Source organism: Pseudomonas aegrilactucae (assembly GCF_019168305.1).
In the GTDB taxonomy this organism is placed as follows: domain Bacteria; phylum Pseudomonadota; class Gammaproteobacteria; order Pseudomonadales; family Pseudomonadaceae; genus Aquipseudomonas; species Aquipseudomonas aegrilactucae.
Map to the genome: position 1 here is coordinate 26520 of NZ_JAHTBI010000068.1, position 24278 is coordinate 50797.

At 66.4% G+C, this 24278-nt stretch carries 19 protein-coding genes; 7 read left to right on the forward strand and 12 right to left on the reverse strand.

Features of this window, described 5'->3' with window-relative positions; all coding sequences use genetic code 11:
* Position 1 precedes the first annotated feature (1 nt).
* From pdeM to KUO17_RS18750, 7 genes are all read right to left on the reverse strand, one after another.
* Entirely contained in the window at positions 2–661 is a 660-nt protein-coding gene (gene pdeM / locus KUO17_RS18720) for a ligase-associated DNA damage response endonuclease PdeM (protein WP_217977011.1), read from the reverse strand.
* Positions 662–3121, reverse strand: a complete 2460-nt coding sequence (locus KUO17_RS18725) for a ligase-associated DNA damage response DEXH box helicase (RefSeq protein WP_217977012.1) — start codon at positions 3119–3121, stop codon at positions 662–664.
* A gap of 61 nt (positions 3122–3182) precedes the next feature.
* The gene (locus KUO17_RS18730; protein ID WP_217977013.1) at positions 3183–3947 is read right to left on the reverse strand and encodes an ABC transporter ATP-binding protein; all 765 of its coding nucleotides are present in this window, start codon (positions 3945–3947) and stop codon (positions 3183–3185) included.
* Positions 3948–3957: 10 nt separating this feature from the next.
* On the reverse strand, positions 3958–5073 hold the full coding sequence (locus KUO17_RS18735) for a succinylglutamate desuccinylase/aspartoacylase family protein (RefSeq protein ID WP_217977014.1): 1116 nt from the start codon (positions 5071–5073) through the stop codon (positions 3958–3960).
* An 8-nt stretch (positions 5074–5081) separates the two neighbouring features.
* A complete protein-coding gene (locus tag KUO17_RS18740; protein WP_217977015.1) occupies positions 5082–5792 on the reverse strand; it encodes an ABC transporter permease in 711 nt (236 codons plus the stop codon).
* Positions 5789–6517 (reverse strand): ABC transporter permease, encoded by a 729-nt coding sequence (locus tag KUO17_RS18745; RefSeq protein WP_217977016.1) that lies wholly within the window; start codon positions 6515–6517, stop codon positions 5789–5791. The genes KUO17_RS18740 and KUO17_RS18745 overlap by 4 nt, the downstream gene beginning before the upstream one ends.
* A gap of 139 nt (positions 6518–6656) precedes the next feature.
* Positions 6657–7439, reverse strand: a complete 783-nt coding sequence (locus KUO17_RS18750) for a transporter substrate-binding domain-containing protein (protein ID WP_217977017.1) — start codon at positions 7437–7439, stop codon at positions 6657–6659.
* Positions 7440–7677: 238 nt separating this feature from the next.
* Between KUO17_RS18750 and KUO17_RS18755 the strand changes: the two genes are divergently transcribed.
* From KUO17_RS18755 to KUO17_RS18785, 7 genes are all read left to right on the forward strand, one after another.
* The gene (locus KUO17_RS18755) at positions 7678–8934 is read left to right on the forward strand and encodes a cystathionine gamma-synthase family protein (RefSeq protein ID WP_217977018.1); all 1257 of its coding nucleotides are present in this window, start codon (positions 7678–7680) and stop codon (positions 8932–8934) included.
* Between the two features lie 95 nt (positions 8935–9029).
* On the forward strand, positions 9030–10460 hold the full coding sequence (locus tag KUO17_RS18760) for an amino acid permease (protein WP_217977019.1): 1431 nt from the start codon (positions 9030–9032) through the stop codon (positions 10458–10460).
* A gap of 52 nt (positions 10461–10512) precedes the next feature.
* Positions 10513–11403, forward strand: a complete 891-nt coding sequence (locus KUO17_RS18765; RefSeq protein WP_163950385.1) for a LysR substrate-binding domain-containing protein — start codon at positions 10513–10515, stop codon at positions 11401–11403.
* A gap of 16 nt (positions 11404–11419) precedes the next feature.
* Positions 11420–12793 (forward strand): threonine synthase, encoded by a 1374-nt coding sequence (gene thrC / locus KUO17_RS18770; RefSeq protein WP_217977020.1) that lies wholly within the window; start codon positions 11420–11422, stop codon positions 12791–12793.
* 20 nt (positions 12794–12813) lie between these two features.
* Positions 12814–13251 (forward strand): Lrp/AsnC family transcriptional regulator, encoded by a 438-nt coding sequence (locus KUO17_RS18775; RefSeq protein WP_217977021.1) that lies wholly within the window; start codon positions 12814–12816, stop codon positions 13249–13251.
* Between the two features lie 215 nt (positions 13252–13466).
* Positions 13467–14510 (forward strand): homoserine dehydrogenase, encoded by a 1044-nt coding sequence (locus KUO17_RS18780; RefSeq protein ID WP_217977022.1) that lies wholly within the window; start codon positions 13467–13469, stop codon positions 14508–14510.
* Positions 14511–14541: 31 nt separating this feature from the next.
* Positions 14542–15933 carry an aldehyde dehydrogenase family protein gene (locus KUO17_RS18785; protein WP_425274879.1) on the forward strand — a complete coding sequence of 464 codons (1392 nt, stop codon included), beginning with the start codon at positions 14542–14544 and terminating at the stop codon, positions 15931–15933.
* A 108-nt stretch (positions 15934–16041) separates the two neighbouring features.
* Here KUO17_RS18785 and KUO17_RS18790 read toward each other — a convergent pair whose 3' ends face one another.
* From KUO17_RS18790 to KUO17_RS18810, 5 genes are all read right to left on the reverse strand, one after another.
* The gene (locus tag KUO17_RS18790) at positions 16042–17679 is read right to left on the reverse strand and encodes an ATP-dependent DNA ligase (RefSeq protein WP_217977024.1); all 1638 of its coding nucleotides are present in this window, start codon (positions 17677–17679) and stop codon (positions 16042–16044) included.
* The gene (locus KUO17_RS18795; protein WP_217977025.1) at positions 17676–18692 is read right to left on the reverse strand and encodes a ligase-associated DNA damage response exonuclease; all 1017 of its coding nucleotides are present in this window, start codon (positions 18690–18692) and stop codon (positions 17676–17678) included. Before KUO17_RS18795 ends, KUO17_RS18790 begins: the two co-directional genes overlap by 4 nt.
* A 68-nt stretch (positions 18693–18760) precedes the next feature.
* On the reverse strand, positions 18761–20800 hold the full coding sequence (locus KUO17_RS18800) for a c-type cytochrome (protein ID WP_217977026.1): 2040 nt from the start codon (positions 20798–20800) through the stop codon (positions 18761–18763).
* A gap of 181 nt (positions 20801–20981) precedes the next feature.
* Positions 20982–23420: a penicillin acylase family protein gene (locus KUO17_RS18805; protein WP_217977027.1), complete on the reverse strand. Its 2439-nt coding sequence runs from the start codon at positions 23418–23420 to the stop codon at positions 20982–20984.
* Between the two features lie 117 nt (positions 23421–23537).
* Positions 23538–24179: a glutathione binding-like protein gene (locus tag KUO17_RS18810; RefSeq protein ID WP_217977028.1), complete on the reverse strand. Its 642-nt coding sequence runs from the start codon at positions 24177–24179 to the stop codon at positions 23538–23540.
* Between the last annotated feature and the right edge of the window lie 99 nt (positions 24180–24278).

Sequence of the window (24278 nt, forward strand, 5' to 3'; positions counted from 1 at the left end):
CCTAGCGTGCTATCGGCCATACCTGACCCTCTGCGGCCAGGTAGACCTGTTCATCCGGCTGGGGCTCGATCGCCCAGCCGCCGGTGAAGTCGCCAAATGCGGGCAACAGGCTGACCCGTTCGCCCATCACGAAGCACGGCAGGCGCAAGCGTTGCCGGGCGCGTGCGCGCAATACGAACACGGGGTGAACATGCCCGGCGATCACGCTGTGGCTGGCGTGCGGGGTGGGTTCGTGCTGCAACGCGAACGGCCCGATCAACAGCGGCCCGTCCACCACGTCGATGTGCAGACAATCCGGTGGGTCGCCAGCGTGCTGGTCATGGTTGCCGCGCACCAGTGTGACGGCGAGCTGTGCATGTGCCTGGCGCCATACGCGCACCCTTTCCAGGGTTGCCGCGGCCCGACCTGCGCGAGCGTGCAGAAAGTCGCCGAGTATGATCAGGTGCTCGCAGGGGTAGCGCGCCAGCAGGCGACTCAGGCGCTCCAGCGTGGCGTGGGTGGTGCCGCGCGGCACCGGCACGTGCTGCGCACGAAACGCAGCAGCCTTGCCGATGTGCACGTCGGCCACCAGCATCAGGTGCCGGGCCGGCCAGTACAGCGCCTTGTCCGCCAGCAGCCAGAGCTCCTGGCCGCGCAGTGTCATGCCCAGATGACTGTCCATTCAACGCTCCTTGTTGGCGGCGCGCTCCAGGTCGGCGACCATGCGCGCAATGCGATCAGCGAGTTTTTCGGTGCTCAGGGTTTCGCGCATGCCCTCCACCAGCAGCGGGAACGCCAGCGGGCCTGGCCGCTTGAGTGCCTGGACATGCAGGCCCAGCTCGCCCAGGCGTGCGAGCAACTGCCCCAGCCGGTCGATCTCCAGTTCCTCGTTGAGCACCTCGTCACGCGCCTGACCCAACAGCAGATTGCTGGCGTCATGCTGGCGAAACACCTCGAAGAACAGGCCGCTGGAGGCCTGGATCTGCCGCGTGCTTTTTTGCGCGCCGGGGTAACCGCCAAATACCAGCCCGGAAATCTGCGCAATCTCGCGAAAGCGCCGCAGCGCCATTTCGCCGGCATTCAGGCTGGCCAGTGCATCCTCCAGCAGGTGCGCGGGGCTGAGCAGTTCGGGCAACAGCGTGGCCCACGCCACCTGGCTTGGGCACAGCAATTCCAGGCCGTAGTCATTCACTGCGATCGAAAAGCTCAATGGTTGCACCCGGCTGCAGCGCCACGCCAGCAGGCTGGCAAGGCCCAGGTGGGTGGTGCGCCCGGCGAAGGGGTACAGAAACAGGTGGCAGCCCTGGCGCGAACGCCAGGTTTCAGCCAGCAACATGTCCCGTGTCGGGATCACCGACCAGCGTTGCTGCAGCCTCAGCAGCGGGCGCACCGCTTGCATCGCCGGCCCGTTGAAACGGCCGTGGGCGGCGGCGTCGAGCTGCTCCACCACAGCCTTGGCCAGTTCATTGGAGAGCGGCATGCGACCACCATTCCAGCGCGGCACGGCGGCTTTTGACGCCGTGCTGCGGCGCACATAGGCGGTCATGTTGTCGATGCGCACCAGTTCCAGGGTGCGCCCCGCGAACAGGAAGGCATCGCCGGGGCGCAGGCGCGCGATGAACGCTTCTTCGACGCTGCCCAGGTTGCGCCCGCCACCGCCCTTGCTCCAGAACTTCAGCTGGATGCTGGCGTCGCTGACGAGGGTGCCGATGCCAAAGCGGTGACGGCGTGCCAGGCGTGCGTTGGCCACCCGCCATACCCCGTCATCGTCTTCGATCACGCGGTGGTAGTCGGGGTAGGCGCCGAGCGAGGCGCCGCCGTTGCGCACGAACGCCAGCGCCCACTGCCATTGCTCGTCGCGCAGAGGGCGGTAAGCCCAGCAACTGCGCACTTCCTCCAGCAGTTCGGACGGCCTGAACCCTGCGCCCAGGGCCATGCTGACCAGGTGCTGGACCAACACGTCCATGCACAGCGACGGCGCGCGCCGTGCCTCGATCTGGCGTGCGGCTACCGCTTCACCGGCAGCGGCGGCTTCCACCAGCTCCAGGCTGTGGGTGGGTACCAGGGTCACGCGCGACGGGCGCCCCGGCGCGTGCCCCGAGCGCCCGGCACGCTGCATCAGGCGCGCCACGCCCTTGGCCGAGCCGATCTGCAGCACCCGCTCCACGGGCAGGAAATCCACCCCCAGGTCCAGGCTGGAGGTGCACACCACCGCCTTGAGCTGGCCTTGCTTGAGGCTCTGCTCCACCCAGTTGCGGGTTTCGCGGGCCAGCGAGGCGTGATGCAGGGCGATGATGCCGGCCCAGTCCGGGCGCGCCTCCAGCAACGCCTGATACCACCGCTCGGCCTGCGCGCGGGTGTTGGTGAAGACCAGGCAACTGCTGCTGGCATCGATTTCGTCGCGCACCTGCGCGAGCATTTTCAGGCCCATGTGCCCGGCCCAGGGGAAGCGTTCGATGGCCGCGGGCAGCAGGGTGTCGACCTCGATGCGCTTGTCCTGGCGACCTTCTACCAGACAGCCACCTGCGGGCAGCAGCACCTCGCGCGCATGTTCCAGGTTGCCCAGGGTGGCCGAGATCCCCCACACGATGAGCCCGGGGTGCCAGCGCCGCAGGCGTGCCAGGGCCAGTTGCAGCTGTACGCCACGCTTGTTGCCGAGCAATTCGTGCCACTCGTCCACCACCACCATACGCAGGCTGGCGAAATGGCTCTGCGCGGCGTCGTGGGTCAGCAACAGCGTCAGGCTTTCGGGCGTGGTGATCAGGCTGCTGGGCAGGCGACGGCTCTGGCGTGCGCGTTCTGCGCTGGAGGTGTCGCTGCTGCGCACACCCACGCTCCAGTGGATCGCCAGTTCGTCCAGGGGCGCCTGCAGGGCCCGCGCGGTGTCGGCGGCCAGGGCACGCATGGGCGTAATCCAGAGCACCTGCAAGGGCGCAGGGTGCTTGGCCTTTGGCGTGTCCGCGGTGGCCAGGTATTGCAGTGCGGCCAGCCACAGCGCGTAGGTTTTGCCAGCGCCGGTGCTGGCATGCAACAGCCCGGATTCACCGCGCGCCACGGCGGCCCACACGCGCTTTTGAAAGGCGAACGGTTTCCAGTTGCGAGTGGCAAACCAGGGGCCTGCGAGGTTGGACGGTTTGCGCATGCCGGGGCTGCTTGTGGGCAAGGGGTGTGTCTTCACAGACCACACCCGCCGGGCATTAGTTTTACTTGAGGTTGCCGCTCAGGAACTGGCGCAACCGTTCGCTGTTCGGATTGCCCAGCACATCGGCAGGCGCTCCGTGTTCCTCCACCAGCCCCTGGTGCAGAAACAGCACCTGGCTGGATACCTGCCGCGCAAAGCTCATCTCGTGGGTCACCATGATCATGGTGCGACCTTCCTCGGCCAGGCCCTGGATCACCCGCAACACTTCACCTACCAGCTCCGGGTCCAGCGCCGAGGTCGGTTCGTCGAACAGCATCACCTCCGGCTCCATCGCCAGTGCCCGGGCAATCGCCACGCGCTGCTGCTGGCCACCGGACAGAAACGCCGGGTACTGCTCGGCCACCCGTGGCGCCAGGCCGACCTTGTCCAGATACGCACGGGCGCGTTCCTCGGCTTCGTGCTTGCTCACCCCCAGCACACGGCGCGGCGCCATGCTGATGTTGTCCAGCACGCTCAGGTGGCTCCACAGGTTGAAGTGCTGGAACACCATGGCCAGGCGCGTGCGGATGCGCTGCAACTCATCGGCATCGGCCACGTGCATGCCATGGCGGTCATGCACCATGCGCACCGCCTGGCCGTCCAGGGTCATGCTGCCTTCGTCGGGCTGCTCGAGAAAGTTGATGCAGCGCAGGAAGGTGCTCTTGCCCGAGCCGCTGGCGCCGATCAGGCTGATCACGTCACCGCTGTTCGCCTGCAGCGACACGCCCTTGAGCACGTGGTGCTCGCCATAGCGCTTGTGCAGGCCTTCGATGGTCAGTTTGTACATGCACACCCTCTCATGGCGATAACAGATAGCCGCTGCGATACGGCTGATTGCCCGCGACATGCGCAATCACCATGCCAGCGGTGGCCATGCGGCGCAGCGAGCGGGCATACAGCAGCCCCGCCTGGCGGTTGTGAACCGGCGTCACGCGATCACTCAGCGGGTCGATCACCTCGGCAATCAGTTGCCCTGCCTGCAGGTGCTGCCCGGGTGTGGCGTGAAACACCAGCAGGCCGCCCAATGGCGTGGCCACCGGCTCCACTGCGGCCAGCGGCGTGGCCGGGCAGGGCAGCGGCGGCAACGGCGCGGGTTCGCCGTCGATGGCACCCAGGCGCGTCAGGTAGTTCAGGATCGCGGCGCAGTCGGCACTGGCCAATGGGTGGCTGACATCGCCCTGGCCACGCAACTCGACGGTCACCGAGTAGCTGCCCTGGGGGATCGGGAACTGCTTGCCCAAGCGCTGCTGCAACTGCCACCACACCAGGGTGAAACATTCATCGAACGACTGCCCGCCCGAGTCGGTGGCCAGCAGGCTGGCCTGCGCCCCCAGGTAGCGCGACAGGGGTTCGACCTGAGGCCAGGCTTCGGGGGTGGTGTAGAGGTGTGCCACGGCCTCGAAGTCGCAGTGCAGGTCCAGCACCACGTCGGCGTCACAGGCCAGCCGTTGCAGGGTCAGGCGTTGTGACTGCAGCGGGGTCAGGGCAGGGTGTGCGTGCAGCTCGCGGCGCAGGCATTCGCGGATCAGCGCCAGGTTGTGCGTCGGCTCCTGGGTCAGGTGCGCTTCGACCTGGTCACCCACCGCGTCGCTCAGGTCGACGAACTTGCGGTTGAAGTTTTCGCCACTCTGCAGCTCGTAGCGCCCCAAGGGCACGTCCATCAGTACCTGCTCCAGGCCCACCGGGTTGGCGATGGGTACCAGCACGATCTCGTGACGCAGAAGGCCTTGGCTTTCCAGTTCGGCCAGGCGCTGCTTGAGGTGCCAGGCCACCAGCATGCCCGGCAGTTCGTCGGCGTGCAGCGACGCCTGGATATACACCTTGCCGGCCCCTCGCGGGCCGAAGTGGAAGCTGTGGATCTGGCGAGAAATCCCCGGCACGGGGGCCAGGATGTCGTGGGTCTTGTGGTGCATGAACTGTCCTAGTGAGCAGGTCCGAGGAACGCCAGCCAGCGTCGTTCGGCCAGGCGGAACAGGCCTACCAGGGCGAAGGTCACGCACAGGTAGATGGCCGCGGCGGTACCGAACGACTGAAAGGTCAGGAAGGTGGCGGAGTTGGCGTCGCGGGCAACCTTGAGGATATCCGGCACCGTGGCGGTGAAGGCCACCGTGGTCGAGTGCAGCATCAGAATCACCTCATTGCTGTAGTACGGCAGCGAGCGGCGTAGCGCGGACGGCATGATGATATAAGCATAAAGTTTCCAGCCGCGCAGGCCGTAGGCCCTGGCCGCCTCGACTTCGCCATGGTGCATGCTGCGGATGGCGCCGGCGAAGATCTCGGTGGTGTAGGCGCCGGTGTTCAGGGCAAAGGCCAGGAGGGTGCAGTTCATCGCGTCGCGAAAGAAGCTGTCGAGCAATGGCTGCCCGCGTACCGCCTCGAGGCTGTAGATGCCGGTGTAGCAGATCAGCAGCTGGATATACAGCGGGGTGCCGCGAAACAGGTAGGTGTAGAACTGCACCGGCCAGCGCACCCAGAAGCGCCGCGAGACCCGTGCGATCGACAGCGGGATCGACACCACGAAGCCGATCAGCAGCGAGGCGCTGAGCAGCCACATCGTCATGGCCAGCCCGGTGATGTGGGTGCCGTCGGTGTAGAGGAACGCGCGCCAGTAGTCCTGCAGCAGCTCGATCATCGCAGGGCCTCCCGGGTGCCCACGTTGTAGCGCCGTTCCAGCCAGCGCAGGGCCACGTTCGAGGCGCTGGTGATCAGCAGGTAGATGAAGGCTGCCACCACCAGGAAGTAGAACAGCTGATAGGTGCTCTTGCCGGCATCCTGGGCGGCCTTGACCAGGTCGGCCAGGCCGATGATCGACACCAGTGCGGTGGCCTTGAGCATCACCATCCAGTTGTTGCCGATGCCGGGCAGGGCAAAGCGCATCATCTGCGGGAAGACCACGAAGCGAAAGCGCTGCAAGCGCTTGAGGCCGTAGGCGGTGGCAGCCTCGACCTGGCCGCGTGGCACGGCCAGGATCGCGCCGCGAAAGGTCTCGGTGAAATAGGCGCCGTAGATGAAGCCCAGGGTGATCACCCCGGCGGCGAACGGGTTGATCTCGATGTACTCCCACTCCATCGCGTCGGTCAGGGTGGTGAGCCAGGTTTGCAGGCTGTAGAAGATCAGCAGCATCAGCACCAGGTCGGGCACGCCGCGGATCAGCGTGGTGTAGAGCTGGGCGGGAATGCGCAGCAGGCGCACCGAGGACAGCTTGGCGCTGGCGCCCAGCAGGCCCAGCCCGACGCTGACCAGCAGCGACATGATGGACAGTTGCACGGTCATCCAGGTGCCTTGCAGCAGAAGAGGGCCGAAGCCCCTCAGGCTGAAGGCCGAGAGGCCGAGGTACTGCAGTAGGTCGTCGAACATGGAGCGAACCTGTGCGGAGGACACGAAACCGCACCGCGCTCTTCGCTGGCAAGCCAGCTCCCACAGGCTTTGGGTGATCTCTGTGGGAGCTGGCTTGCCAGCGAAGGCGTCAGTGCGACCAACGTCTAGCTATCGGGTCCTACTTGCCGCTGTACAGGTTCAGCGCCCCAAAGTGCTTCTTCTGGATTGCGGCATAGGTGCCATCATCGTGTAACGCTTTGATACCTTTGTTCAGCAAGGCCTTCAGCTCGCTGTTACCTTTCGCGATACCCACCGCGGTCTTCGACGGCAGCAGCTCGCTGTCCACCGGCTCGCTCACCTCGTAGCCGGCGCCCTGCGGGGATTTCAGAAAGCCCAGCTCAGCCTGCAGCATGTCCTGGATCGAGGCATCCAGGCGCCCCGAGATCAGGTCGGCGTACACCTGGTCCTGGTTCTGGTAGGCCTGGGTCTTGACCCCGGCCTTGTCCAGCACCGCCTTGGCGTAGGCCTCCTGGATGGTGCCTTGCTCGTAGCCGACGGTCTTGCCCTTCAATGAGGCAGGGTCGGCGCTCAGCCCTGCACCTTTTTTGAACACCAGCGAGGTTGGCCCGGAGAACAGCTCATTGGAGAAATCGATGACTTTTTCCCGCGCCGGCGTGACGGTCATGGACGAAATCACGCCGTCGAATTTCTTCGCCTTGAGCCCCGGAATCATGCCGTCGAAATCACTTTCGACCCACGTGCACTTGACCTTCAGCTCGGCACAGATCGCATTGCCCAGGTCGATATCGAAACCCACCAGGCTGCCGTCGGCGGCCTTGGATTCGAACGGGGCATAAGACGGATCGACGCCAAACCGCAGCGCCTTGTATTCCTTGGCCAGGGTGGAGCCAGCGGCCATACACAGCGCCAGAGCAGACAGGGTCAGCAGTGCTTTTTTCATTGTGTGGTCCTTGATGCCAAAAGAGGGTGGGCGGCCACCTGGCGTTACCGCTCGGGGCTCGACATCAAAGTGATAGCAAAATCCGCACCATAGTCCCAGGTGCGCCCCGTGCAGCCATTAAAAAAACCGCCCCTTTGGCCACGATCACATCGTTTCTACGGCCGTCGGCATTTGCCTATATTGGCGTCATGTTCACGCGCGGCACCTCTTCGCCGCCGATCCCAGACAGGTCGTAGCCATGAAAAAACCAGCTGAAAACACCACACCCGCAATGGGTTTCGCCACCCGCGCCGTGTGGGGCGGCGAGCAAGTGCGTCACCCCTACAACGCCACCCAGGTGCCGGTGGTGATGAGCGCCGCACACGCCTATGACGATATCGACCACTGGTACGACGTGGCCCTGGGCAGCGAACCGGGGTTTATCTACAGCCGCATGAGCAACCCCACGGTTGCCGCGCTGGAAGCCAAGCTGTGCGAGCTGGAAAGCGCCGAAGCGGCGGTGGCGTTCAGCAGCGGCATGGCCGCCATCAGCGGCGCGCTGTACACCTTCCTCAGCCACGGCATGCGCGTGGTCTCGACCAAGGACAGCTACGGCGGCACCAACAAGATCTTCGAAGAGTTCCTGCCGCGCATGGGCGTGTCGGTGACCCTGTGCGAAACCTTCGACCATGACGCCATCGAGCGCGAGATCGCCAAGGGCTGCGACCTGCTGTACCTGGAAACCCCGACCAACCCGACGCTGAAGATCGTCGATATCCGGCGCCTGGTGCAGGCGGCGAAAAAGGTCGGTGCGCTGGTGATGGCCGACAACACCTTCGCCACGCCGCTCAACCAGAACCCGCTGGCGCTGGGCGTGGACGTGGTGGTGCACAGTGCGACCAAGTTCCTCAGCGGGCACGGCGACGTGCTCGGCGGCCTGGTCTGCGGCGACGCGGTGCTGATGGACAAGGTGCGCCATTACCGCGAGATCAACGGCGCCGCGCTGGACCCGTTCGCCGCCTACCAGATCATCCGCGGCATCAAGACCCTGGCCCTGCGCCTGCGCCAGCAGCAGCTCAGTGCGCGGGCCCTGGCCGATTACCTGTGCACCGAGGCACTGGTGGAATCGGTGAACTACCCGGGCCTGCCCAGCCACCCCAATCATCAGGTGGCCTGCGCGCAGATGCGCGGGTTCGGCGCCATCGTCAGCTTCGTGCTCAAGGGCGGCATGGACACGGTCAAGCTGCTGCTGCCGCAACTGCGCTATGCGCACTGTGCCGGCAACCTTGGCGCGGTGGAAACCATCTACGGTCCGGCGCGCACCACCAGCCATGTCGAAAACACCCTGGAAGAGCGTCAGGCCCTGGGTATCTGCGAAGGCCTGGTACGCGTCTCGGTAGGTATCGAAGACACCGACGACCTGCTGGCCGACCTGAAACAGGCATTCGCCTTCGTACGCCGCCAGCAGGCTGCGTCGCAGGCCCACACCGAACGTTGCCCTGAGGCGGCCAACTGACGTTCAGTGGCACACCCCCACGGCAGGAGCACGGTGGGGTCTTCATGAACAGGAAGAACAACAAAAATCCGCTTCAGCCTTCATGAGAATCAGTCATGTCCTCATTAGAACAACAACGCAGCACGCGGGCCGGCTTCAAGCAGGAAATGCAAACGCGCCATATCGTCATGCTCGCCCTGGGCGGGGTGATCGGTACGGGGCTGTTCCTGACCTCCGGCTACACGGTCAACCAGGCAGGGCCGCTGGGCGCGGTGATCGCCTACATCATCGGCGCGGTCATGGTCTACATGGTCATGATGTGCCTGGGCGAGCTGGCGGTGCAGATGCCCGAGACCGGTTCGTTCAGCACCTACGCCACGCGCTTTCTCGGCCCCGGCACGGGCTACACCGTGGCCTGGCTGTACTGGCTGACCTGGACGGTGGCGATCGGTTCGGAGTTCACCGCCGCCGGCATCCTCATGGTGCGCTGGTTCCCCGACACCCCGGTGTGGATCTGGAGCGCGCTGTTTGCCGGCGTGGTGTTCCTGAGCAACGTGGTCTCGGTGCGGCTGTTCGCCGAAACCGAGTTCTGGCTGTCGCTGATCAAGGTGCTGACCGTGCTGGCGTTCCTGGTGGTGGGCGGCGGGGCGATCCTGGGCCTGTTCCAGATCGAGCAGGCGCACAGCATCGGCCTGAGCAACTTCACCCGCGAAGGGCTGTTCCCGACCGGCTTCATGCCGATTGCGATGACCTTGCTGGCGGTGTCGTTCGCCTTCTCCGGCACCGAGCTGATCGGCATCGCCGCCGGCGAGACCAAAGACCCGCAACGCAACGTGCCGCGGGCCATCCGCACCACCGTGGTGCGCCTGGCGGTGTTCTTCGTCGGCACCATCTTCGTGCTCGCCACCCTGCTGCCGCGTGAACAGGCCGGCCTGGTCGAGAGCCCGTTCGTCACCGTGTTCAGCAACATCGGCATCCCGTACTCGGCCGACATCATGAACTTCGTGATCATCACCGCGCTGCTGTCGGCGGCCAACTCCGGCCTGTATGCCGCCTCGCGCATGCTCTGGACCCTGAGCGACCAGGGCCACCTGCCCAAGCAGTTCTGCCACTTGAGCCGCAGCGGCACCCCGTTCAACGCCATTGTGGTGAGCATGGCCGGTGGCGCTGCGTCGCTGCTCAGCAGCGTATTCGCGCCCGATACCATCTACCTGGCGCTGGTGTCGATCTCGGGCCTGGCCGTGGTGGTGGTGTGGATGAGCATCGCCGCCAGCCAGTTGGCCTTCCGCCGCGACTATGTGGCCAAGGGCGGCGATATCAACGCGCTCAAGTTCCGCGTGCGCGGCTACCCGTGGATTCCGCTGGGGGCGCTGGCGTGCTGTGCACTGGCCTGCGTTGGCATCGCCTTCGACCCCGAGCAGCGGGTGGCCCTGTACTTCGGCGTGCCGTTCATTGCCTGGTGCTACTTCGTTTATTTCATGACCCGCAAGCGCCGAGCGCGTCGGTTGGGCATGAGCGAGCAGGCCAGCGTTGCCAGCGTGACGTGAGACAGCCACGGGGCATGTGCCTAGAATCGAGGCTCGTCCAGAGGGCCAGAGCATGAATCAGAAGGCGTTACCCCCGTTGAACTGGCTGCGTGCGTTCGAGGTGTCGGCGCGTGCGCTGAACTTCACCCACGCCGCCGACGAGCTGTGCCTGACCCAGGGCGCAGTGAGCCAGCAGATCCGCCAGCTCGAGCGTCACCTGGGGGTGGCACTGTTCAAGCGCCTGCCACGCGGGCTGGGCCTGACCGAAGAGGGCCAGGCCTACCTGCCGGTGGTGCAGGACGCCATCACCCGGCTGGCGGTCGGTACCAGCGAGATCTTCGGTCAGCACACCCGCCGGCCGCTCAAGGTACGGGGCAGCCTGGCCTTCTTCGTGCACTGGCTGGCGCCCAAGCTTGCGCAGTTCAGCCTGGCCTACCCGCAGGTGGACATTCGCTACATCAGCAACATCTGGGTCAAGGAACTCGATGGCGAAGACGACCTGGAGATCCGCTGGGGGCGTGGCCAGTGGCCGGGCCTGGTGGCGCAGCGGCTGACCTGGGACACCTTGTTCCCGGTGTGCTCGCCGGCGCTGATGGCGGCGTCGCCACTGCGCGAGCCCGCCGACATCGGCCGCCACCCGTTGCTGCATGTGCTCGGTTACGAGGAAGGCTGGGGCTACTGGCTCAAGCGGGTGGGGGCCGACCAGGTGGATGCCTCCACCGGCATGCAGTTCGACACGCTGATTTCGACCTTGCGCATGGCCGAACTGGGCCAGGGCATTGCCCTGGCGCGTTCTTCCATGGTCGCCGAACTGCTGGCCGAGGGGCGCCTGGTGGCGCCGTTCACGCAGCACATCGAAGCCAGCGAATCATTTTATCTGGTCCGCAGCTCCGGGGCTGAACAGCACCCGGATGCGGTCGGTTTTTCTGCCTGGCTGGTCGAGCAGGCGCATCGTTTCAAGTGAAAGGGCAGGGCCAGGCATGCGCTATGTGAGTACCCGCAATGCGGCCGTCGAGGTCGATTTCGAGCAGGTTGTATTGTCCGGCATCGCCGCCGACGGCGGGCTGTATGTGCCGGCCGAGCTGCCGCAGTTCCAGGCACAGGAAATCGTCGACTGGTCGTGGTTGCCCTATGACGAGCTGGCCTACCGGGTGCTGGCGCCGTTCGTGGGGCAGAGCATTCCCGAAGCGGACTTCAGGCGCCTGCTCAGGGCTGCGTGCAGCCACTTCAGCCACCGCTCCATCGCCCCGTTGCACCAGGTCGACAAGAACGAGTGGGTACTGGAGCTGTTCCATGGCCCCACCCGCGCCTCCAAGGATTTCGCCGCGCAGCTGCAGCGCCAGTTGGTGGGCTGGTTTCTCGAACGTCGCCAGCAGCGTGCAGTGCTGCTGGGGGCCACCAATGGCGATACCGGGCTGGCGGTGATCGAGGCGTTCAAGGACTGCCAGGCGGTGGAGGTGGTGGTGCTGTACCCCGAGGCCGGCGTGCCGGCGCAGCGCCTGCAGCACTTGCAGGGCGCCGACCCCGCGCGCCTGCAGCGCTTTGCCGTGCGCGGCAGTTTCGACGACTGCCAGACGCTGGTCACCGGCCTGCTGCGCCAGTGGGATGACCGCGAGCGGGTGGCGATCGCCTTCAACTCCAGCAACTGGGTCAGCGTGATGGCGCAACTGGTGTTCTATTTTCACGCGGTGCTGCAACTGGGGGGGGGGCAGCGGCCGATCGGCTTCAGCGTGCCGGCGGCCAGTTTCGCCGAGGTGTACGCCGGCTATATCGCGCAGAAGATGGGGCTGGCGATCAACCAGATCATCGTCGCCACCAACAAGAACGATGCGCTGCACCAGTTGTTCGAGAAGAACCACTATTCGCGCAGCCAGGCCAACACGTCGCTGTCGCCGGCCATGGACCTGTCGATTTTCGCCAACCTGGAGCGGTTCCTGTGGGCGTTGTACGAGCACGACGACCGCGCCGTGGCGCAGTTGATGGCGCACTTCGAGACCAGCGGGCAGATGTGCCTGGACAACACGCACTGGCTGCGTGCGCGGCTGATCATCGACTCCTATGCGGTGAGCGATGCCGACACGCTGGCCGAGATCACCACGCTGTACCGCGACACCGGCTACATCATCGACCCGCATACTGCCACCGGTGTGCTGGCTGCGCGGCTGTACCGGCGCAGCATGGTCGCGCCGATGGTGACCCTGGGCGAGATCGCCCCGTGCAAGTCGGCGGCGTTGCTGGCGGGGCAGGGCATCGTGGTGGCGCAGGCGCTCGAGGCTTTCGCGCCAACCACGCCGGTGTACCGCATCGACGCGACTGACCTGGGCGCGGTACAGCAGGTACTGCGCCGTCTCTGAACGGTACCCAAGGGGGCGGTATGAAGCGAATTCTGGATCCTCTGGACGAACGTATCCTGGCCGAGCTCACGTTGAATGCGCGGGCCGCGCACGCGGAGCTGGCGGCCAAGGTCAACCTGTCGCGCAATGCGGTGCGCCAGCGCATCGAACGGCTGGAGCGCGATGGCGCGATCCAGGGGTATACGTTGCGCCTGGGCGATGGGCGCCAGCCCACGGCGACCATCAACGCGGTGATCTTCGTCTACCGCTATGACCGCATGCGTGGCGCGCAGGTGCTGGAGGCGCTGCGCAGCATTCCCGAGATCACCCAGTGCGAGGTGATGAGCGGCGAGTTCGACCTGATGGTGCGCGTCGGCGCGGCCAGCGCCGAGCGGGTGCACAAGGTCTGGACCGAGATCGCGGCGATGCCCGGGGTGGAGAACACCGTGACCTCGTTCGTGCTGTCGGCAGTGGTGTAGAACGTGCGGGCCCCTTCGCTGGCAAGCCAGCTCCCACAGGGGCCCGCTGAGCTTGAGGGCAGTGGTGTACCTGTGGGAGCTGGCTTGCCAGCGAAGGGGCCCGCAAGCCTGGTCAAAATGGCCACAAAATAGAGCAAACCGGCATATTTCACTGCCACCCCCACGCTCCTACTCTAGCCCCAGGCAACCCTGGCTCGATATCGGAGAAAACAACAATGACTGAATACAAGATCGCCCTCGTCGGCTTCGGCGGCGTCAACCGCGGCCTGGCCCAACTGATCGCCGACAGCAACCCGAGCTGGCAGGCCACCCTCGGTTTCAGCCTGAAGATCGTCGGCGTCACCGACCTGTTCCTGGGCTCGATCATCGGCCGCGACGGCCTCGATGCCGCCACCCTGGTGCGCCTGCCGGCCGCCAAGGGCGCCTTTGCCCAACTGCCCGGTGGCAGCGCCGACGCCATGAACGAAGAGGTGATCAAGCACTCCGGCGCCGACATCGTCGCCGAAGCCACCTTCACCAACCCGGTCGATGGCGAACCCGCCACCTCGTTCTGCCGCTGGGCCCTGCAGGCCGGCAAGCACCTGGTCACCACCAACAAGGGCCCGATCGCCCTGCACGCCGCCGAGCTCAAGGCCCTGGCCGAGGCCAACGGCGTACGCTTCGAATACGAAGGCGCGGTGATGAGCGGCACGCCGGTCATCCGCCTGGCCAGGCAGGCCCTGGCCGGCAGCCGGATCAAGGGCTTCGAGGGTATTCTCAATGGCACCTCCAACTTCGTCCTGACCCGCATGGAAGAGGGGTTGGGCTTTGCCGAGGCGGTCAGCAAGGCGCAGGCGCTGGGCTACGCCGAAGCCGACCCGACGGCCGACGTCGAAGGCTTCGATGTGCGCCTCAAGGTCGTGATCCTGGCCAACGAACTGCTGGGCGCACACCTGGGCGTCAACGATGTGAGCTGCAAGGGTATCAGCGGCCTGAGCGCGGCCGATATCGACGCGGCCAAGCGCGATGGCGCCCGCTGGAAACTCATCGGCGCCGCGCAGCGCAATGCCGACGGCTCTATCCACGCCAGTGTCGAGCCGCGCCTGCTCAAGGCCGAGCACCCGCTGGCAGGTATCTCGGAGGCGATCAACGCGGTGTCGTTCGACACCGAGCTGCTGGGCGCAGTGACCGTGTCCGGCCCGGGGGCGGGGCGTATCGAAACCGCCTTCGCGCTGCTGTCGGACATCATCGCCATCCACACCGCCAAGACCGGCCAATAGGAGAGCAGCCATGAACGTATCGCGCCTGGCCATGGCCATCGTGGGACAACAGATCGACGTGCTCAACCCGTTCGATGCCAGCCTGATCGACTCGGTGCCCGACATGCCGGCCGCGCAGGTGCCGCAGTTGCTGGCCCAGGGGCGCCTGGGCGTGCAGGCCAGCGCCGCGTTGCCGCGCTATCGCCGGGCACAGATCCTGGAGCAGGCCGCACGCCTGATCGAGGAGGACGCCGGGGCCTTTGCCGCGCTGATCATCGCCGAAGCGGGCAAGACCCTGCAGCAGGCGCGCAAGGAGGTCAAACGCTGCGTCAACACCCTGAAGCTGTCGGCCGAAGAGGCGCGGCGCAATGGCGGTGAAGTGGTGCCGTTCGACGCCTACGAAGGTTCCGAGTCGCGCCAGGGCTGGTTCAGCCGCGAGCCGCTGGGCCTGATCGTGGCGATCACACCCTACAACGACCCGCTCAACCTGGTGGCGCACAAGCTTGGCCCGGCGATAGCCGGCGGCAACGCGGTGATCCTCAAGCCGTCTGAGCTGGCGCCGCTGTCGGCGCTCAAGCTGGTCGAGTGCCTGGTGGCGGCCGGGCTGCCGGAGTCGGTGGTCACCGTCGCCACCGGCGGCGCAGAGCTGGGCAAGGCATTGGTGGCGGCTCGCGAGGTGCGCATGATTTCCTTCACCGGGGGCTTCGTCACGGGCGAGCACATCGCCCGTGGCGCGGGCCTCAAGAAACTGGCGATGGACCTGGGCGGCAATGCCCCGGTGATCGTGCTGGAGGATTGCGACCTGGAGGCGACGGTGGAGGCGTGCGTGTCGGGGGCGTTCTGGGCGGCCGGGCAGAACTGCATCGGTACCCAGCGCCTGCTGGTGCAGGCGTCGATCTACCCGGCGTTTCGCGAGCGCTTCGTGGCCTTGAGCAGCCGGCTGGTGTGCGGCAACCCGGCGCTGGCCGAGACTGACGTGGGGCCGATGATCACCGAGCAGGCGGCCAAGAATGCCCAGGCGGTGGTGGACGAGGCGCTGGCGCAGGGCGCCACGCTGTTGTGCGGGCATGTACGTGACGGTGCGTGTTATGCCGCGACCGTGCTGGAGCAGGTCGATCATGCCAGCCGCCTGTGGTGCAACGAGGTATTTGCGCCGGTGGTGGTACTGGAGCCGTTCGATGACTTCGAGCAGGCGATCGCCTTGGCCAATGCGCCGGACTACAGCCTGCATGCGGGGATCTTCACCAACGACCTGGGCAAGGCGCTGAAGGCGGCCAAGCGGATCGAGGCGGGTGGGGTGATGATCAATGATTCGTCGGATTATCGTTTCGATGCCATGCCGTTCGGCGGCTTCAAGTACGGCAGCCTCGGGCGTGAAGGCGTGCGCTTTGCCTACGAGGAGATGACCCAGCCCAAGGTGGTGTGCATCAACAACCTGCGCTGAACCCACTGGCCTCTTCGCTGGCAAGCCAGCTCCCACAGGTAAATCGTTGCTCTCAGGATCAGTGATATCCCTGTGGGAGCTGGCTTGCCAGCGAAGGGGCCATCACCTTCACCCCAGCAGCGACTGCAGTGTCCCCAGGTCATCGGCTTCGTCCACCGGCTTGTCCAGCCGCCAGCGCAGCATGCGCGGAAAGCGCACGGCAATCCCGCTCTTGTGCCGCTTGGACAACGCAATCCCCTCGAAGCCCAGCTCGAACACCAGCGTCGGCGTCACGCTGCGCACCGGCCCGAAGGTCTCCACGGTGGTCTTGCGAATGATCGCGTCGACCTTGCGCATCTCGACATCACTCAACCCCGAATATGCCTTGGCGAACGGCACCAGGCTGCGCTGCGGGCTGCCCGCCGGCGCGTCCCACACCGCAAAGGTGTAGTCGCTGTACAGGCTGGCACGGCGGCCATGCCCGCGCTGGGCATAGATCAGTACCGCGTCCACGCTGAACGGGTCGATCTTCCACTTCCACCACACGCCCACGTCCTTGGTGCGGCCCACCCCGTACAGGGCATCGCGCGCCTTGAGCATCAACCCTTCCACCCCAAGGCTGCGCGACGCCTCGCGCTGGGCGGCAAGCTCGGCCCAGCTGCCGCCCTGCACCACCGGCGACAGGCGCAACGCCGGGTGCGCACTTTCGTGCACCAGCGCTTCCAGCTGCGCCCGGCGTTCGGCCTGCGCGCGGCTGCGCCAGTCAGCGCCCTGCCACTCCAGCAGGTCGTAGCCCAGCAACACCACCGGTGCATCGGCCAGGCTCTTCTTGCCCAGGGTCTTGCGCCCGATGCGTTGCTGCAGCAGCGCGAACGGCTGCACGCCCTCGCGCCACACCACGATCTCGCCATCCATCACACAGCCATCGGGCAGCACCGTGGCCAGTGCCTGCAGCTCGGGAAAACGCTCGGTGAGCAGCTCTTCACCGCGCGACCACACCCACAGCTGGCCCTCGCGCTTGACCAGTTGGGCGCGAATGCCGTCCCACTTCCATTCCGCCTGCCACTGCCCGGGTGGCCCGAGCAGGGCGTCGAACTGTTCCACCGGCTGTTGCAGCGCATGGGCCAGGAAGAACGGGTACGGCTGGCCGCCGCGCTGGGCATGTTCGTCGTCGGACTCGGCTGCGATCAGCTTGAGGTAGCTGTCAGCGGTGGGGCGATGCGACAGGTCGGTGTAGCCGACCAGCCGTTGCGCCACGCGCTTGCTGTCGATGTCGGCCAGTTGCGCCAGCGCGCGGGTCACCAGCAGCTTCGACACACCGACCCGAAAACTGCCGGTAATCAGCTTCAGGCACACCATCAGGCTTTGCCGGTCCAGTTGCGCCCACAGTGGCGGCAGGCGCTGCGCCAGCGTTTCGGGCGGCAGGCCGCGCAATGGCAACAGGCACGCCTCGACCCAGTAGGCCAGGCCCTCATCACTGCTGTGGCTGGCCTCGGGCAGCAACAGCGAAAAGGTTTCGGCCAGGTCGCCTACGGCCTGGTAGCTCTCTTCGAACAGCCACTGCGGCAGGCCGGACAGGCTGATCGCCAATTCGCGCAGCAGGCGCGTGGGCACCAGCTGGCGCGGGCGCCCGCCGGCCAGAAAGTACACCGCCCAGGCCGCATCGGCGGGCCGTGCGCCGGCAAAGTAGGCCACCAGCGCCTCGCGCTTGGCATTGCTCGAGGTGGTGCCATCGAGTTGCGCGTAGAGCTCGGCGAAGGCCTTCATGCGGCAGGCTCGACGCCGGGCGCCTCGTCTTCGTCGCCGTATTCGGTGACGAACGCCTGCGCCTCCAGCCCGCGCTCGCACAGGTAACGCACCAGCACGGCGACCGAACCGTGGGTCACCATCACCCGCTGTGCACCGGTCTGTTCGATGGCCCACAGCAGCCCCGGCCAGTCGGCGTGGTCGGAGAGCACAAAGCCGCGGTCCACCCCGCGCCGCCGCCGCGTGCCGCGCAGGCGCATCCAGCCGCTGGCGAAGGCATCGCTGTAGTCGCCAAAGCGGCGCATCCAGGTACTGCCGGCGGCCGACGGCGGCGCCAGGATCAGGGCCTGGCGCATCAACGGGTGGTGCTTGTCCATCTCGCTGGCGTGCAGGGTGGCGGGCAGTGCCACGCCGGCCTCGCGGTATACCCGGTTCAGCGGCTCGACCGCGCCGTGCACCAGGATCGGCCCCAGGCTCGGGTCCAGGCCATACAGGATGCGTTGCGCCTTGCCGAACGAATAGCAGAACAGCACGCTGGCCTTGCCCAGCTGGATGTTCTCGCGCCACCAGGCGTTGATCTGGTCGAAGATCTGCTGCTGTGGCTGCCAGCGGTAGATGGGCAGGCCGAAGGTCGACTCGGTAATGAAGGTGTCGCAGCGCACCGGCTCGAACGGGGCGCAGGTGGCGTCGGGCTCGACCTTGTAGTCCCCCGACGCCACCCACACTTCGCCGCGGTATTGCAGGCGCACCTGGGCCGAGCCGAGCACGTGGCCGGCCGGGTGAAAGCTCAGGGTGACGCCGCCATGCTCCAGGCGCTGGCCGTAGTCGAGGGTCTGCAGGTTGATATCGGCGCCCAGGCGGCTGCGCAGGATGCCCGCGCCAGGGCTGGCGGTGAGGTAGTGGCGGTTGCCGCTGCGCGCGTGATCACCGTGGCCATGGGTGATCACCGCGCGCTCCACCGGGCGCCACGGGTCGATGTAGAAATCTCCCGGCGGGCAGTACAGCCCTTCGGGTCGTGCAATCACCAGGTCCATGCCAAGGCCGCTGCGCAGGGGTTTAACGTAGGAGCGCGGCCTGGCCGGTGAAGTTCGATCCGAACGCGTCAGTAGCGCGCGTCTACCGGGCGCCCGCCGTTGGGCCAGTCCTTGACCTTGTCGGGGAAGTCCGGGCGTGGCTGGCTGGAGAACCAGGCAGCGACGTCCACTGCATCCTGGTCGGACAGGCCGCCCTGGCCCAGCGGGAATTTCCCGTGCAGGCCGATCGGCATGTTGCGTTTGACGAACGCGGCCGCGGTGTAGGTGCGCGCCATGCCGGCACCGATATTGAACGACTGCTCGCCCCACAGCGGCGGGAACACCCAGGTGCCGTCGGCGCGGGTCAGCCCTTCGCCTTCATTGCCATGGCACACGGCGCACTGCCTGGCGTACACCTGCTGGCCGTTGTGCAGGTCCGGCTGGATAGACGGGTCGACCTTGCCCACGCCACGGCCGGGCACCTTGTCCTGGGGCTGAGTGTTGTTCTTCATCCAGTCGAAATAGGCCACCATCGCCTGCATGTCGGGCCCCTGGGGTGGCAGCGGCGTGCCGCTCATCGAACGCCGGAAACAGCCGTTGATGCGTTCCTCCAGGGTGATGACCTTGCCCGCCCGCGGCGCATAGCCGGGGAAGAACGCCGACACGCCGACGAACGGCGAGCCATCGGCCACGGTGCCGGCGTTGAGATGGCAACTGGTGCAGTTGAGCGCGTTGCCGACGTTGTCCGGCAGCAGCTCGCGGGTTTGCAGGTGCAGGCGCATGCCGCGCACCACCTGGTCGGCGTTGCGTGCGGCGAGCAGGTCGGCCAGGCGCGGCGTCTGGAAGGTCGAGGCGTCGCGGTCCCGGGGCTTGAGCTGCTCGCGCAGTTGCCTGACCTGCACCGCGCTGATCGCCGAAGCGCGGTTGCCCCAGCTGCTGCGCACAAAGGTGAGGATCTCGGCGATTTCCTCATCGGCCAGGCGCGCGAACCCGGGCATGCTGTACACCCGTGGGTGGGCGGCGGTTTCGGCGGTCTGCCAGCCGGTCAGGGTGATGTGCAGCAGCGAGGTCGGGTTGGCCGACGCCACGCCGGGGTTGTGCGCCAGCGGCGGAAACATGCCCGCCACGCCGGCGCCGTCCGGGCGGTGACAGTCGCTGCAGAACTGCGTGTACCCAAGGCCCCCACGGCTGCTGTAGAGCGTCGACGGCGGGGCGGCCGGTGTCAACGGCACGGCCGGGATCGGCAGGTCATCCTTGCCGGCCGGCAGGGATTTTAGGTAACGGGCGATGGCCGTCAGGTCGGCGTCGGTGAAGTGCTGGGTGCTGTGCGAGATCACGTCGGCCATGTTGCCCGATACCGTGGCGAAGCGGTTCTGCCCGGTCTTGAGCAACTGCACGGTGTCGTCCACCGTCCACAGGTTGCGCAGGCTCAGGGCGCGCCAGTGCTCCACGGTTTCACCGGCCAGGAAGTGCTGGCCGCTGGCGCCGCTGTCATCCATGGCCTTTTCCTGGAAGGCCACGCCGCGCGGGGTGTGGCAGGCGCCGCAGTGGCCCAGGCCCTGCACCAGGTACGCCCCGCGGTTGAGTTCGGCACTGCGGGCGGGGTCGGGCACGAACGGCTGGGTATCGAGAAACATCAGGTTCCACAGCGCCAGGCCCCAGCGCTGGCTGAACGGGAACTTCATGTCCGCTTCCAGGTTGGGCTGGCTGACCGGCTTCACGTCCTCCATGAGGTAGGCGTACAGGTCGCGCATGTCGCCTTCGGTCATTTTTGCGTAGGAGGGGTAGGGCATCGCCGGGTACAGGTGGATGCAGGCGCGGTTTACGCCTTCGCGCATGGCGCGGTCGAACTGCACGAAGGTGTAGCGGCCGATGCCGGTGGCCTTGTCCGGAGTGATGTTGCTCGAATAGATCGTGCCCATCGGTGTGCTCAGCTCCAGGCCGCCGGCCATCAGCGCGCCGCCTTTGGCGGTGTGGCAGGCGACGCAGTCGCCCAGCTGGGCAATGTAGCGGCCACGGTCGAGGGGGGTGTCGCCTGCCGATGCCGGGGTCGGCTCACTGGCAAGCAGCGGGTGCACAAACAGCAGCGTCGAGCCGAGCATGGCCAGACGCGAGACGAGAGAAGCCATCGCAATTGTCCTTTGCAGCCGGCCGCAGGGGATCCTGTAGGCACGGATCCGCATTCATTTTTATAGGGATATCAGGCTGAGCCCGGATTTATAGCGAAAGGACGTGGATGGCACTTTGATATGGATCAGCGGCCGACAGAAAAGGGCTCGCCGCCAGGGCGGCGGCGAGCCGGGCAGGGGCTTACTTGCCGGGTACCAGGGTCAGGCGCTTGGTGCCGTAGGCGCGTTCGAAGTTCTGCGGCTGCATCGGGAAGCTCACGTAGCGTCCCTTGAACCAGGCATCCAGGCCGTCGGCAAAATGCGCGCTGGCCGGGTTGCCCGACTGCCCGCTGCTGCTCACCCCTTGCAGCGGTTCGGCCAGGCCGAAGTCCACCACCATGCGCATCGAGGGCAACAGGCGCGCGTTGAAGTCCTGGCCCCAGGCATACGGCGAGGCATTCAGTGTGGTGTGGTCGCCGCCACTGGCCAGCGGGCCGCGCTTGACCGTGTCGCCCAGGCCGTACGGTGCGCTGACGGGCCAACGGTACTGGTGCAGCTTGCCCCACTGCCAGGCACGGCGGTCGCTGCCCAGCTGTGCTTCGCCAGCGCTGATGGCCGCGGCCAGGCTGCGCGCCAGGATCGCGGGTTTGTCTTCCTTGGCCGGGGTGTTGCGGTCATCCCAGAACGGGCTGTCGTCGCGCCCCAGCAGGTGGTCGGCCTGGGCCGAGTAGGACAGCCGTGCAGTGGCGACGAAGGCTTGCCAGCTCGGGCTGGACTCCGGGCCCAGTTCGTCGAGGAAGGTCTGCCGGGTGCTTTGCTGCAGAAACAGTTCATACAGCGCAGCGTCTGCCGATTGCACGCTCAGGCGGCCATCGAAGGCCATCAGCCGGGTATAGGCCTCGCGGGCGCGGGCCTTCTGGTCTGCGGGCAGGGCGTCGATGGCCTGTTTGAGCGGCTGGGCCATGCCCGGTGCTTCGAACATGGCCTTGAGCTTGGCGGCAAACAGCGTGGTCTGGTCGTTGTGCATGGCCATCAGGCTGCGGCTATCGTGCTTGCCGTTGCCGGCCAGCTGCGCCAGGCGCTCGGCACGCTCGGGGTAGTACCAGCTGTTGGACAGCTGCAGGCCATAGCCCTTGGGTACGCTGCGCTGGTTGGCGTTGCCCAGCCAGCCCTGTTGCGGGTCCTGGTCGTAGGGGTGGAGCATGGCGTCGGCATAGCCGTCCCAGTCGTAACGCCCGTCGGCACCGGGCGAGGGCAGCAGGCCCTGGCCTTCGCGGCGGTTGGGGAAGCGTCCGGTGACCTGCCAGCCGATGTTGCCGGCATCGGCGAACACCAGGTTCAGCGCGGCGGCGCCGATTGTGCGGCTGGCGTCGAAGGCGCGCTCGACGTTCTGTGCCCGCGACAGGTCGAAGAACGCATCCAGGCTCTTGTCGCCCTTGAGGTCAGGCAGTTTCAGGGCCAGCCCTAGCGAGCCCTGGGTGCCGGTCAGCAGCGTGCCGTGACGCGTCTCGTAGAGGGTTTCGCGGCGGGACGGGCTGCCTTTCACGAAGTAGGTTTCGTTGCGCGCCTGCACCGGTTGCCAGCGGCCGTCGACCTCGTACATCACGCGGTTGCCTTCGCGCCTGAGTTTTTCCAGGTACAGGTCCTGGTTGTCGCCCATCGCGGCGCTGCTGCTCCAGGCCACCTTGCCGTTGAAGCCCGACAGCACGAACGGCAGGCCGGCCAGGCTGAAGCCGGCGGCCTGGTACCTGGTGGTGCGTATCTGCACCGGGCTCAGTGCCCAGGCGCCCTGGCTGTCGCTGGCCAGCAGGCTCTTGCCGCTGCGGCTGCGCTGCGGGCCGATGGCCCAGTTGCTCGAGGCCGGGGTGCCGAGCAGGTTGAGCGCGGCCAGTTGCTCGCTGACCGCCGCCAGCGGTGCCAGACCCGGCAGCGCGCTGCCCAGGTTCAGGCCCTTGAGCTTGTCGGCTTCGGCCATGGCCAGCGGTTCGTCCGGGTAGCTGGGCAGCAGCCAGGCGAGAGGGTCGGCGCCGACTTTTTGCGCCAGGGTCAGCGCGGCGAGTTCTTCCTGCAGGTTCACCGACTGGCTGAAGCTGTACAGGCTGAAGATCAGTGCCGAGTCTTCCGGCTTCCAGTATTCGGGGCGGTAGCCGCTCTGCGCCAGCGGCGCCGGCAGGCGGTCGCGGTAGCGGAACAGGTAGGCGTTGACGCCGCGCGCGTACACCTCGAAAAAGCGCTTCAGGCGCGGCGAGGCGTCGGCATACAGTTCGTTGGCGCTTTTCTTGAGGTTGACGGCGCGCATGAAACGGTCGACTTCCAGCGCATCCGGGCCGGCCATTTCGGCCAGGCGCCCCTGCGCCAGCAGGCGCATGCCGACCATCTGGCCGATGCGGTCGCCTGCGTGCACGTAGCCCAGGCTGAACAGCGCGTCATGGAAGCTGCTGCTTTCGATCAGCGGCATGCCCATGGCATTGCGCCGCACCGAGACGTTTTGCGCCAGCCCCTTGAGCGGCTGCACGCCGGTGGTGGGCAGCACGCTGTCGCGCGGGCCGCCCATCTGGCAGCCTCCGAGGCTGAGCAGCCCGAGCAGGGCCGCGGCGACGCCGAACCGGGGTAGAACGGGGGAAAGGGCTGGCGAGGCCATGGGCAAAGCTCCTGCAGGGGGTGACGTCTGAAAGGCGCTACGTTAGTGAGCGCGATCACACCATGCAAGCGGGGGCGCGGGCTTTATTTTCACAGTACCGCACCGCAGCTTTGCGGTTCAGGGCTGTGGCGGGTTGATCTGCTGCACCAGGGCGTAGGCACGCTGGGTGGCAGGACGGGCCTGGATGCGCAGGAACCAGTCTTTCAGGGCAGGGAAGTCGTCGAGGTTCTGTTGTTGCCAGGTGTGCGAAACGATCCACGGGTAGATCGCCATGTCGGCGATGCTGTAGTCGGTGCCGGCGACGAACGGTCGGTCTTGCAGGCGCTTGTCGAGTACGCCGTAGAGGCGTGCAGTCTCATCCACATAGCGCTTGATGGCGTAGGGAATCTTCTCGGGGGCGAAGCGGTTGAAGTGGTGGTTCTGCCCGGCCATCGGCCCCAGCCCGCCCATCTGCCAGAACAGCCATTGCAGGGTTTCCTGGCGACCGCGCAGGTCGTTGGCAATGAACTGGCCGGTCTTTTCGGCGAGGTACAGCAGGATTGCGCCGGACTCGAACAGCGACAGCGGCTGGCCGTCGGCGGCGTCCTGGTCGACGATGGCGGGGATGCGGTTGTTGGGGGCGATTTTCAGGAAGTCGGCGGCGAATTGCTCGCCTTTGCCGATGTTGATCGGGTGGATCGTGTACGGCAGGCCGGCTTCTTCGAGAAACAGGCTGACTTTGTGGCCGTTGGGGGTGGTCCAGTAGTACAGGTCGATCATGCTCACGCTCCAGTTCAGGGCCTATTCGCTGGCAAGCCAGCTCCCACAGGTTCTACACCATCCTGAAGACCGGTGCAGTACCTTGTGGGCGCTGGCTTG

Excerpts from the sequence above, each read along its gene's own strand:
- pdeM (WP_217977011.1), bottom strand. The coding sequence starts at position 661 with ATGGACAGTCATCTGGGCATGACACTGCGCGGCCAGGAGCTCTGGCTG.
- KUO17_RS18725 (WP_217977012.1), bottom strand. The coding sequence starts at position 3,121 with ATGCGCAAACCGTCCAACCTCGCAGGCCCCTGGTTTGCCACTCGCAAC.
- KUO17_RS18730 (WP_217977013.1), bottom strand. The coding sequence starts at position 3,947 with ATGTACAAACTGACCATCGAAGGCCTGCACAAGCGCTATGGCGAGCAC.
- KUO17_RS18735 (WP_217977014.1), bottom strand. The coding sequence starts at position 5,073 with ATGCACCACAAGACCCACGACATCCTGGCCCCCGTGCCGGGGATTTCT.
- KUO17_RS18740 (WP_217977015.1), bottom strand. The coding sequence starts at position 5,792 with ATGATCGAGCTGCTGCAGGACTACTGGCGCGCGTTCCTCTACACCGAC.
- KUO17_RS18745 (WP_217977016.1), bottom strand. The coding sequence starts at position 6,517 with ATGTTCGACGACCTACTGCAGTACCTCGGCCTCTCGGCCTTCAGCCTG.
- KUO17_RS18750 (WP_217977017.1), bottom strand. The coding sequence starts at position 7,439 with ATGAAAAAAGCACTGCTGACCCTGTCTGCTCTGGCGCTGTGTATGGCC.
- KUO17_RS18755 (WP_217977018.1), top strand. The coding sequence starts at position 7,678 with ATGAAAAAACCAGCTGAAAACACCACACCCGCAATGGGTTTCGCCACC.
- KUO17_RS18760 (WP_217977019.1), top strand. The coding sequence starts at position 9,030 with ATGTCCTCATTAGAACAACAACGCAGCACGCGGGCCGGCTTCAAGCAG.
- KUO17_RS18765 (WP_163950385.1), top strand. The coding sequence starts at position 10,513 with ATGAATCAGAAGGCGTTACCCCCGTTGAACTGGCTGCGTGCGTTCGAG.
- thrC (WP_217977020.1), top strand. The coding sequence starts at position 11,420 with ATGCGCTATGTGAGTACCCGCAATGCGGCCGTCGAGGTCGATTTCGAG.
- KUO17_RS18775 (WP_217977021.1), top strand. The coding sequence starts at position 12,814 with ATGAAGCGAATTCTGGATCCTCTGGACGAACGTATCCTGGCCGAGCTC.
- KUO17_RS18780 (WP_217977022.1), top strand. The coding sequence starts at position 13,467 with ATGACTGAATACAAGATCGCCCTCGTCGGCTTCGGCGGCGTCAACCGC.
- KUO17_RS18785 (WP_425274879.1), top strand. The coding sequence starts at position 14,542 with ATGGCCATCGTGGGACAACAGATCGACGTGCTCAACCCGTTCGATGCC.
- KUO17_RS18790 (WP_217977024.1), bottom strand. The coding sequence starts at position 17,679 with ATGAAGGCCTTCGCCGAGCTCTACGCGCAACTCGATGGCACCACCTCG.
- KUO17_RS18795 (WP_217977025.1), bottom strand. The coding sequence starts at position 18,692 with ATGGACCTGGTGATTGCACGACCCGAAGGGCTGTACTGCCCGCCGGGA.
- KUO17_RS18800 (WP_217977026.1), bottom strand. The coding sequence starts at position 20,800 with ATGGCTTCTCTCGTCTCGCGTCTGGCCATGCTCGGCTCGACGCTGCTG.
- KUO17_RS18805 (WP_217977027.1), bottom strand. The coding sequence starts at position 23,420 with ATGGCCTCGCCAGCCCTTTCCCCCGTTCTACCCCGGTTCGGCGTCGCC.
- KUO17_RS18810 (WP_217977028.1), bottom strand. The coding sequence starts at position 24,179 with ATGATCGACCTGTACTACTGGACCACCCCCAACGGCCACAAAGTCAGC.